The organism is Metabacillus litoralis (assembly GCF_007994985.1).
Lineage (GTDB): Bacteria > Bacillota > Bacilli > Bacillales > Bacillaceae > Metabacillus > Metabacillus litoralis.
On the sequence record NZ_VOQF01000006.1, the window covers coordinates 306,820 to 318,261 of the forward strand.

Below are 11,442 nucleotides of genomic sequence, written 5' to 3' on the forward strand. Positions count from 1 at the left end.
GAGCTGAATTTCCATGCATGATTTTCACACTCATTTTATTCCCGAAGAAGTCGTTGATTGGATAAAAGACCAAAGAAACATCATTAATGCAAGCTGGGAGAAAAAAAGTCAAGATAAAGAAGAATTTTTATCTATTAACAACAAGTGGGTATTTGAACTAAAACAAGAATTCACTAATAAATCTTTATATCTAACAGAACAACAAAACATTGGTGTGGATCATTCAGTTGTTTCACCGATTCCTCAGCTATTTTTATATGATTTCCCTTCAGAGATTACAAGAGAATTAGTAGCTGTTTACAACACATCACTTGCAAAATGGTCACAAGTCCAATCACAAAAAATATCAGCACTTGCCACCGTTTCTCTTAATCACCCTGAAACTGCTGCACAAGACTTAAGAGATGCAATGAATATGGGATTAAAAGGTGCCATTATTGGACCTGGATTAAACGGTAAATTATTATCAGACAACTCTTTCACTCCTTTTTGGGAAGAAGCGAATAAGCAAAAAGCGATCATGTTCATCCATCCTTTATTATGTGAAGATCAACGTTTAAACCAGCGCATGATGCCAAACTTAATTGGTGTACCTTGGGAAACAACGATTACAGCTACAGATCTCTTACTAAGTGGCCTATTAGATACATACAACAATGTAAAAATTCTCTTGGCACATGGTGGAGGATTCCTTCCTTATCAAATCGGTCGTTTGAACAAAGGCTTTGAAATGTGGCCACTCGTTTCAAAGAACTTGCAAAAAGAGCCGATCGAGTACTTAAAAGACTTTTGGTATGATAGCGTCTTATGGAATCCAACTACACTTGACTACTTAGCTAAAACTGTTGGAAAAGAAAGAATTGTTCCAGGGTCCGATTTTCCATTTGACCTTTGTGAATGGCCACCAGCAAAGCAACTGGCCAAAGGCTCGGAATCTTTACTTCAATCTATCTAGTAATTTGTTATGAAAAGAGGCTGACTTGAGAGACAATCCCATACCGGGGACTGTCCTCTACTGTCAGCCTCTTTTTATTAGATAAATACCGTTCTTTCTGCTTCCCATTCTAATGGCAAGCCAATATAATTTTCGGATAAACTAGTTAATGCTGCACGAGATGACGTAACATAATCTAACTCACTAAGTTGAATCCCTCTCTCAAATGGACTGTGATTAACATTACGATGCAGCATCGTTGTCATATAATTTGAAAAGCGCTGTGCTTTCCAAACTCGACGTAGAGCAATATCCGAGTAGCGGTCCAACAGATCTTCACTACCTGTCTTATAGAACCTCTCAATTCCACGTTGTAATACCTGATGAACATCTGTCATCGCTAAATTCAATCCCTTTGCCCCAGTTGGAGGAACAATGTGGGCTGCATCACCTGCAAAAAACAGACGTCCGTATTGCATTGGCTCACAAACAAAACTTCTCATCGACACAATGTTTTTTTGAAGTATTGGACCATCAGGAAGTGTCCATCCATCACTTGTTTCGACTCTCGCTTTTAGCTCTGTCCAAATTCGATCGTCTGACCAAATGTTGATATCATCATTTCGATCCACTTGAATGTAATGTCGTTGAATTTCAGGTGTTCGTGTACTAATTAAGGCAAATCCTCTATCATGGTTTGAATAGATAAGTTCTGGATTAGCAATAGATGTTTTTGCTAATATCCCTAACCATCCAAAAGGATAAATATGTTGTTTTTCCTTTCGAATGGAATCAGGTATTTCTTTTCGACTTGGCCCGTGGTAGCCATCACAGCCTATAATAAAATCACAGCTAAGTTCATGATCACTATCATCGTACTGAAATCTAATTTTCGGTGATTGTTTGTCTACATCATGCAAACTAACATTATCTGCATTAAAGAGTATCTCTCCACCTGCCTTTAATCGAGCAGCTACAAGGTCTTTTATGACCTCATGTTGAGGATAAACCATAATACTTTTCCCTTCCGTAAGCTCATGCATGTTTACTCTATGTCGGACTCCATTGAATTGAAGCTCAATTCCATGATGGGTATGTCCTTCTCGCATCATTCTTTCGCCTACGCCAGACGCAATTAGAAGATCTACTGTCCCTTGCTCTAAAACCCCTGCACGGATCGTTCCCTCAATATCTTTTCTAGAGCGTTTTTCTAGGATCACTGATTCAATACCTTCAAGGTGCAAGAGATGTGATAACATTAAACCGGCTGGACCTGCTCCGATAATCCCTACTTTCGTTTTCATATCAAAAGCTCCTTTGTTTGTTCAAAATATTTTTTATATAGAAACTTCTTATTCTAAAAGAGTCCCAATTCTACAAAAATATTACTTTAGAACGTTCTGTTAAAGTCTTTGATTTCCAACACCCTTATAAAAGTAACCGCTTCCATTCCTCATCATGTTTAATTCATTCTCTGTATATATAACATAGTATAAAATTGATCCTTATAAAACACGACTTTTCCTATATATGGAACAATATGATGATTTTTCAAATATCTTTTTAGAGCTCTATGAAATATCGAGAAAATAAACCTCAAAAAAAGATTACATCGTTAAATCTATATCTTTAGACTGCTGTATTTTAATAGGTGCTGTTTCTTTAATTCCAAAAGTACATATAAACGCAATAAAAGCGGCAATTGCCGTAATCCATAACGGTGCAGTTAAGCTATATTTATCAGCTAATACCCCTGCCATCATCGGACCAGCAAATCCTCCAATAATTTCCCCTGTTAAAATAACGAAACTTATCGCAGTAGCAGTAAATCTGCGAGATACAGATTCAGCTGGCACAATATTCATCACAAGTGGTTGATATCCATTACCAATCGAGAGGATAATCATTGAGATAATTAAAACAACAAAGTTTTGATAATATAATGCGATCATGATTGGAAGGAAAATGGCAATAAATGAAAAGATTTTAAGAATAGGTAGTCTTCCTATACGGTCAGAAAGTGCAGGTGCTCCCATTTGCCCAACAAACATCATGAGCCCCATAGCTCCAAGCAGCATGCCAATCTGAGCATCTTTATAGTTTGTTGAGTTCGCTAACATCGTTGGAAGAAAAGCGGTAAGAGTCAGGATGAAGACCATATTACAAGTCCCGATAATTGTGCATAGCCAAACGTTTCTTGTTTTAAATACTTTAAGATAATCTGCTTTCGTTGGTTTTACCAATTGTTGCTCCTCGTCTTGTTCAACAACAAGTTTGGGTTCTCTTAAATACTTCCATAAGATAAGACCAACGATGATCCCAGGAATGGCGATGATATAAAATGCTGATCTCCAGCCTAAGGCTACTGCTAGGGAAACGGTCAAAACTGGTGCCATTGCACCTCCAATTAAAGAGGAAGCGCTTTGGATGACACCCATATTAAATCCCCTTCTTTTCTCAGAGGACTCCGCCATGACAATCGATTGAACTAACGGCATGACGGGCCCTTCAGCTAATCCCATGATGATTCTCGTCATAATTAAAGCAAAAAACGAACCGACAAGTCCGGTTAGTAAGGTAGCAATTGAAAAAACAAAAACAAAGATAACGAGCATTACCTTCTTTTTCCCTATAAAATCGGAAAGACTAGCGAAGATTAACGTAGAGATTCCAAAGAATAAACTTGTAATCCCAACTGTTAAACCAAGCTGTGTATTTGATAGATTTAAATCCGGTCCCATGATAGGAAAAACAAACCCTAAACTTAATCGATCTAAAAACACAAGCCCGACAACGAAAAACATAATGATGACAAGGAAATTCTCATAACGTTTGCTTTTGCTTAATTCATTCATTCAAATGCCCCCTTATATAATTATTCAAATTGAAAACGCATACATTTTTTATTATTCTTTAAACGTTTAACTCAGATAAGAAAGGTTCATTCATTTTTTCAAGAGTCATCTTTAAAAACTCTCCAACATTTACTTTTTCCGTCATTCTTCCAGCAGAGGTTAACAATTCCCATTCAACTAATTGGTCGGAATTCTCTACAATCATTTTGCAGCGTTCAAAACGTTTTTCCATAAATGCCTCCATTGTTTCTTGAACAGGGAGATTATGTTTTAAAATATCAGCTAAAACAACGACATCTTCAATCGCAATTGAAGCACCTTGACCTAGATGTGGAGCTGTACCATGTGCCGCATCACCGACTAGTAAAACATTTCCTTTATACCACGGACTTTTCATAAGATGCGTAAATATCGGCCGGTAAACCACTTCAGAGGGATCAACAATTTGCTTAGCTATACCAGCAATGATTCCTCCAAATTCAGTCATCCTTTCCTTTAATAAATTATGCAATTGATTATTAGGAAACTTAGGATTCCCTGGTTCATTTGTTGTAACAAGTAGGTACATTAAGTCATCGGACATAGGAACCAACCCTGCTTTAGCGTCCTTTCCATAATAAAAAAGGCCTTTGTCAATTTCTTTTGGTCGTGGTAGATTATACCTCCAAACTCCTTGCCCACTATAACGTTGCTCAATTTCACCAAACAGTAATGTTCTAACCTTAGAGTTAGCACCGTCTGAGCCGATAACTAAATCGTAAGTGGCAGTTATTCCATTATTCAGCGCGACCTTAACACCGTTTTCTTTGTTTTCAATTGTATTAACAGTCGTCCCCATATAAATCTTTGTATCTGTTGATTCAACGGCTTCAAACAAAATATTGTGTAGCTGTCTTCTTGAGATACCATTAACACCAGGGTACCCTACAATGGTTGGGGAAGCTGTATGAAACAAGAAATGGCCTTGACCTGTATAATAATCAAAACCTGGATATGAAGTGCCTTGTTCCATACAAGCATCTGCTAAGCCAATTTCATTGAGAGCTCTTAAAGCATTAGGTGGCTGAATAATTCCTACTCCATACACGTTCCACTCTAATTCCTTTTCAGCTATTTCTACTTCGATCCCAATTTTATTTAAAGCAATAGCTGCTGACAAGCCACTAATTCCTCCACCAACAACCAGTACCTTTTTTACATATTGATTTGTCATGCTAGTACCTCCTCACATTTTTTGAAGTGCTTGCAAAACGCTAATTTTAGATTTAGTGCTTTTAATCAATGATCGCAACTGCCCTCGTCCAGCCTGCGCTCGCTCCCTTTATTTTCACTGGAAACACAGATACTTTAAAGCCATAGGGTGGCAATTGATCTAAGTTTGCTAGTTTTTCAATTTGACAGTATTCCTTTTCTTTTCCTGCATAATGAGCGGCCCATAGAACACCTTCACGTGGATTTTGTTTATAGTCTGCCGCTTGGACGGCGAGTGGTGTATCCCATCCCCATCCGTCCGTACCCATCACTTTTATTCCTTGATCAATTAACCAAAGTGTTGCTTCAGCTGAGACACCTACATGAATTTCACTATAGGTAGATTGGTATCTCTTTTTATCTGCATCACATCGGATCATGACGATATCGAAAGGCTTCAATTTGTAGTCCATACTATCAAGTTTTTCTTGAACATCCTCAACAGTGATCGCATATCCTAAAGGTTTGTCTGTAAAATCAAGCACTACACCATCGTTAAAAAACCATTCCAGCGGCATTTCATCAATGGTACGAGCAGGCTTGCCTTCTGAAGTCGGCCAGTAATGCCAAGGGGCATCAACATGAGTTCCAGCATGACTAGTTAAAGTTAGAAATTCACCGGCCAGCCCTTTTCTCTCTGGAAAGTCATCAGGAGTCACTCCAACAAGCTTTGCACCAAACTCTGCTCCTTCTTCATGTGTTTCATAACGTATAGAAAAAGGAAGAGGATCCTTTAAATCCTCTTCAATTGATACACTAAGGTCCACAATTCTCATCCTAGTCTTATCCCTTCTATATTAAATAATCTTATTTTTTAGAGAGCCGAGTCCAGTAATCTTCAATTCCACTTCGTCTCCAGGCTCTAACCAAGGATGCACTTCTGTTCCAAGCTCCATTAGGCAACCGAAACCAACTGTTCCTGATCCAATGATATCGCCTGGATATAAGGTCACTTCTTCGGAAGCTCTTTCAATCATGTTGCCAAAGCTAAAGAAGATATCTTTAAAATTTCCTCTCGAAAGAACCTCTCCATTTACTGATGCGGTCATTTCGAGATCAAAGACATGACCAATTTTATACGAATCTAGTTCATCTTTTGTTAGAATATAAGGCCCAATAGACGTAGCGAAATCCTTTCCTTTTGCAGGTCCTAGAAGCACTTTCATCTCTTTCATTTGTAGATCACGTGCAGACCAATCATTCAAAATGGTATAACCAAAGATATAATCTTCAGCTTCACTAGCTTTAATGTTTTTTCCTTCTTTTCCAATAACACATGCCAATTCGAGCTCATAATCAAGTCTCGAACACTTAGCAGGTCGCTTTACCTCTTCGTTTGGTCCCTTCATTGAATGAGGATTGGAAAAGTAGAAAATCGGCATTTCATACCATTCCGGTGCCACCGTATCACCGTTTCGCTTTGTTGCGTTTTTGACATGAGTTTCAAAGGCAACAAAGTCTCGAAAACTAGTTGGATTTGGTAAAGGTGGAGCAAGACGTACCTCTTCCAATGAATAGGATGGGACATCTTTATCACTAACTAGCGATTGTACAATAGGTAGATATTTATCTTGATTCCTGATAAGTTCTACAATTGAATCAGGTAAATTCCCTTCAGATGCGAGATTCAAATCTATCACTCTATCATTTTCAAGACATCCTACACGCATATTTCCTTTCGAATCGTAAAATGTCACAAATTTCATTTACTAAGGGCCCCCTTGTTAGTTCGTTAACTGTTCCTTGAGCCAATCATACATTTCGTACGTTTCTGTAATATTATCCACTTGGCAATGAGAAGAACCTGGACTGCTTTTCGAAACAATTTTTAACCATCTTGGGCAAGTTAAATCATTATATACGTTATAGGCATTATCCACTGTATTTTGGCGATCATCTTCACCATGGATAATATAAGTAGGCATTTGAATTTTTTCGGCAACACCGCGAAGGTTATAATGCTCCAGTTTAGCTCTTGCAGCCGGCATGTCTTCCACACCGAAAATATGTTGTAATATCTTTGCTAAAGGGTGATTGTCAGGTCGTTTTCTCCAAACATCGTTGTAGTCATAAACAGCTCCCCAGATCGCACATGCTTTAAATCTTGGTTCAAATGCTGCACATCTTGCTGCCATATAACCACCCATTGAAACAGCCATAATTCCAATACGTTCAGGATCGACATCTAAATTGTCAACGGCCCATTCATATGCAGCTGTTCCAGCTGTATTATAATCATGTCTTGAATGAATTTTGTGAAGTCGCAATGCCCCACCCTGACCAGGTCCATCAAGAGCTAAAAGGGAAATACCTCTTTGATTTAAGAACTGTGCAGGTCCATAGTATAATTCTTCTGCTGTTGAATCTAAGCCACCGAACATCACCATTAAAGGTCCTCTTTTTTGACCGGGTGCTTCAAAGAAATACCCTGGAAGAGATGCATGCTCAAATGGTACATTAACTGCCTTTGGTGGAATGTCTAGCAATTCTCCAGCTTTTCTAAAGGAATCAACTGACTTTAAATAGGTTGGCAGTTTTCGCTCATCATCTGGTTGAAGGAAAAATTCAGCGGTACGGAAGTAGTTTGCTGTACGTAAATAACCTGCTTTCGCCGTCTCCTTATGACCTTTATCCATTGCATCATTTGCAGTTGATAATGACTTATGACCAGCATTCATCCATTCGTTATGAAAACTATCAAAATCACCAAGCTTCATTCGACTGGCAGCATCTAAAATCTCATTTACTTCACCGCCTCCAAAATAAGATTGGCTAATCATTCGTACGATTTGATAAGACCACATATAGTTCTCAGGAAAAAAGTGCCACATCTACAAAACATCCTTTCTAACGATTCTGTATCTTAAACTTGGCTAGGGAGGTCACATTTGCGGAGGTCTGGGAGTCTCTACTTTTCCCCTACTATCTCTCCCATTGACTCACACAATTACTTTAGACATAACCTGTAAATTACTTAATAATTTTCCCGGATTTATCCCACGGCATTTCTCTACCCCAAGCATCATTTGGATTTTCTTCAAGACTCCATCTGTATGGACCAAAGTCAGGTGCGAAGACTAAATGTGCTCCAGCATACAACTCAAAACGATTTCCGCCTGGCTCATCAACATAGAAGAAAAAGCCTTCTGCAAGTGCATGACGAGTTGGTCCACCCATTGCTAACTCGTATCCGCTTTCAATAATATGGTCAGCTGCTAATAAAACCTCTTCTCTACTCTCAACTGCATAGCAAACGTGGTTAAAGCCACCTGGTTTTCCATTATGAGACTTTAGAAAAGCAATATCATGAGAAAGGTTTGTCACAGAAAGCCAAGCACCGATTTCAGGACTTCCTGGTTCATTTGCGTCTAAAAAGATTCCTTCATTATAGCGGAATCCGATATTTTGATAGAATTCACGATCTTTTGTCACATCGTTACTATGTAGTGTAATGTGATCAATACGACGTGGAGAAATTCCGCGCCCAGGATTTTTTTGCGGACGATTTTTCCACTTACTTTGTAGTGCAACTGGCGCTTCATAAACTTCTACATCCCAGAAGATTTCCTCTAAATGACCATCAGGTGATTGAAATTGATATGCACGACCATGACCTAGGTCACCTTCAATCCAACCAATTCCCTGTCCAAACTTTTCAATTTGTGCTGCGGCTTCTTCAAGGGCAGCTGGGCTGTCAGCTCTCCAGCCAATATGGCCAAGACCAGGTTCTTTTCCTTCTGTGATTTTTAAACTGTGGTGATAGTGTTCGCCCCATGCACGGAAATAGACCGAATTTCCTTTTCTCCCTGACTCCTCTAAACCAATGATATTTTTAAAGAAATCGGCTGATTCTTCTAATTTTGGGCTGATTAATTCAACGTGTGCAAGATGTGAGAAATAATGTGGATTTTTATACATAAAGTTACCCTCCAATAATAAGCTTTTTTTTAAACAGCCATATAAAAGCTGTGTATTTAACTTAATTATAAGGAAGGAAACGTTTGAAAACGTTTACTTTTTTAAGATAAATCTTACCGATTTTTATCTTTTTCTAAATATTTGTATAAATAACGGAGGTCGCTTTCTTCAACAAATTCATACCCCTCAGTACCCTCCCTGTTCCTTCTAGGAGTTGGAAAAGATTTTGTTTGATTCTTTCGATATTGATAAGGGGTCGTATGAAATGTGTCTTTGAATAATTTATGGAACGTATTTAAGTTTGTAAAACCACACTCCATTGCGATCTGAATGATAGGCAAATCAGTTTCTAATAAGTAATGAAGAGCATGTTCAAGGCGAATCCCATTTAAATATTTAAGAAAGGTTTGTCCCATATGCTGTTGAAAATATCTGGATAAGTATGGAGGAGTTAATTGTTCGGTTTCTGCAACCTCATCAAGGGTAAGAGGGTGCGTGTAATTTTTCTCTATGTAGTCAGTAATTCTGTTCATTCTTTCGATATTCTTTTTGCTAGTTTGTTTTAATTCATGATGATTTTTCACTTTGAAGTTGGTAACAAGATGATAGATGATGTCCAACAGAAAGGAATGAACCTTTAAATCATAGCTTTCCTTTTTTTCTTTTACTGTCAGACATAACTGTGTGAGTAGAGTTCGAATTTCATCAAATTGCTGCTGGTTTTCATGGAGAAAAGATTGGCATTTAAATCGTTCTTGCTCAATTTTTTTGTAGCATTTTTTCATAAATGAAATAGGAATTTGAACAATCAATATCGTATTATCTTCATCTGATTCAACTCCGTGAATTTCGTTACTATTTATAAGGAGGAGGTCATTTTCATGTAAGATATAATCTTCTCTTCCAACATAAACGCGAACCTTACCTTTTAACACTAGTAGAAATTCAATTCGGTCATGCCAGTGCATGGCGACATATTTGACTGTTGTCATTAATAAGAATACGGGTACTTCTTCGTTTACGACGACACTTTCGTATGGGTAGTTCATAAAAGTTCACCTCAGCTTTTAATAACTGTTTGTTTAGAATACATCTTTTTATACATATCATTATCGATTGGATAAAATTTCATTGCAAGTATGCTTACAATGTCACTTAACAGTGGTAAAACTAAATAAAGCACAAATACTGTCCAAAAGAGTGCGGTTGTTGGTTCAGCTCCAGCTACGTAACCCGCTGCTCCCAATGCTATTCCTATAATTGTACTTCCTAATGAACTAATCATTTTCTCAACAAAGGTAAAGGTAGCACCAACTGTACCAGGGATAAACTTTCCTGTTTTATAGGTATGATAATCAATAATATCAGCAATCATTGGATTAACATTTTGATCATTTAAACGCCGAAACAACAAATTCAAAGCCAGTAACACAATAAACACGATCTTCACGAATGGGTCATCTTCAAAAGGTCTGAAGATGATCAAAATAGCAGTTACTACAACACTCCCCCACGCACCTAACACAAATGTTTTTTTCACTCCCAATCGAATGGCTATTCCTCCGGCAATAAATACTCCAATAAACGCTACTGGAGTGGAAACTGCTTTTACGAAAGGAAGTAAATCCAAATTTTTCACAACATAAATGTAGAAATAAACCGTTGATGCACTAGTAACAGTACTGGCTAGTTTATCAGTTGATGCTGCGACCAAAAGCATTCGTAAGGCTCTATTTTCTTTAATCACTTCAAAATAATCTTTCACTTTCATTTTTGTCGATGCTTTTATATCCATATAGAATTGTGGTTTATCCACTCCAACAATAGAAAAAAGGCCGAGAATAAATAATAGCAAATGAAGGTCTAAGATAAGCAAAAAGACCTTCATCCATCCTTCTTGAGAGCTCATTCCTCCACTTTCTTGTAATGTTGGAACAATAGCACTAAAAATGATTAATTGAATCCCAACTGAAAATAGCCCCCCTGTAATCCCCGAAATAGGTCTGTGTTTAGGATTCCTTGTTACTATTGAAAGGGCAGATTTATTAACTGTCGTCATACATGTATATCCTATCATCCAAATTGCATACCAACTAATAACCCAAACATAATGATATTGTTGAGGGATATAAAATGGAATAACGATTATCATATACAAGCTAATTGATAGAAGAATGGATCCTATTAGTAAAAATGGTGTAAACTTACCGATTCTTGTTTGTGTTCTATCTATCATTGATCCTACGATTGGGTCAGTTATACCATCCAATAACCTCATTACTGTCATGATAATCCCAACAAATACTGGATTTAAACTTAGTGCCTCAGTTGAAAAAATGAGAAAGAACCCCATAAAGAAATAGATTTGTATATTAGATGCTGCCGAACCTGATGGGAAAAGGATTACACGCCATGTATCCAATAATAAGTTTTTAAAATTCCCCATACAATTTCCCCATTCCTAATCTTCATATTTTCTTACGT

General features: G+C 37.6%; 10 protein-coding genes. 1 reads left to right on the forward strand and 9 read right to left on the reverse strand.

Annotation, left to right across the window (positions count from 1 at the left end; genetic code table 11):
* The first annotated feature begins 13 nt into the window (after positions 1–13).
* Positions 14–955 (forward strand): amidohydrolase family protein, encoded by a 942-nt coding sequence (locus FS935_RS12200; protein ID WP_146948865.1) that lies wholly within the window; start codon positions 14–16, stop codon positions 953–955.
* Between the two features lie 77 nt (positions 956–1,032).
* Here the strand turns inward: FS935_RS12200 and FS935_RS12205 are convergent, their stop codons facing one another.
* The 9 genes from FS935_RS12205 to FS935_RS12245 form a co-directional block, all read right to left on the reverse strand.
* Positions 1,033–2,238, reverse strand: a complete 1,206-nt coding sequence (locus tag FS935_RS12205; protein WP_146948866.1) for a 4-hydroxybenzoate 3-monooxygenase — start codon at positions 2,236–2,238, stop codon at positions 1,033–1,035.
* A 303-nt stretch (positions 2,239–2,541) separates the two neighbouring features.
* Positions 2,542–3,789 (reverse strand): MFS transporter, encoded by a 1,248-nt coding sequence (locus tag FS935_RS12210; protein WP_146948867.1) that lies wholly within the window; start codon positions 3,787–3,789, stop codon positions 2,542–2,544.
* A 58-nt stretch (positions 3,790–3,847) separates the two neighbouring features.
* On the reverse strand, positions 3,848–5,002 hold the full coding sequence (locus FS935_RS12215) for an FAD-dependent oxidoreductase (protein ID WP_146948868.1): 1,155 nt from the start codon (positions 5,000–5,002) through the stop codon (positions 3,848–3,850).
* A gap of 61 nt (positions 5,003–5,063) precedes the next feature.
* Positions 5,064–5,816: a cyclase family protein gene (locus tag FS935_RS12220; RefSeq protein WP_146948869.1), complete on the reverse strand. Its 753-nt coding sequence runs from the start codon at positions 5,814–5,816 to the stop codon at positions 5,064–5,066.
* 21 nt (positions 5,817–5,837) lie between these two features.
* The gene (locus FS935_RS12225; RefSeq protein ID WP_146948870.1) at positions 5,838–6,746 is read right to left on the reverse strand and encodes a fumarylacetoacetate hydrolase family protein; all 909 of its coding nucleotides are present in this window, start codon (positions 6,744–6,746) and stop codon (positions 5,838–5,840) included.
* Positions 6,747–6,764: 18 nt separating this feature from the next.
* On the reverse strand, positions 6,765–7,871 hold the full coding sequence (locus FS935_RS12230; RefSeq protein WP_146948871.1) for an alpha/beta hydrolase family protein: 1,107 nt from the start codon (positions 7,869–7,871) through the stop codon (positions 6,765–6,767).
* Positions 7,872–8,010: 139 nt separating this feature from the next.
* The gene (locus FS935_RS12235) at positions 8,011–8,958 is read right to left on the reverse strand and encodes a VOC family protein (RefSeq protein ID WP_146948872.1); all 948 of its coding nucleotides are present in this window, start codon (positions 8,956–8,958) and stop codon (positions 8,011–8,013) included.
* Between the two features lie 113 nt (positions 8,959–9,071).
* Positions 9,072–10,007 carry a helix-turn-helix domain-containing protein gene (locus FS935_RS12240; RefSeq protein WP_146948873.1) on the reverse strand — a complete coding sequence of 312 codons (936 nt, stop codon included), beginning with the start codon at positions 10,005–10,007 and terminating at the stop codon, positions 9,072–9,074.
* Positions 10,008–10,018: 11 nt separating this feature from the next.
* Entirely contained in the window at positions 10,019–11,404 is a 1,386-nt protein-coding gene (locus tag FS935_RS12245; protein ID WP_146948874.1) for an MFS transporter, read from the reverse strand.
* Positions 11,405–11,442: the final 38 nt, after the last annotated feature.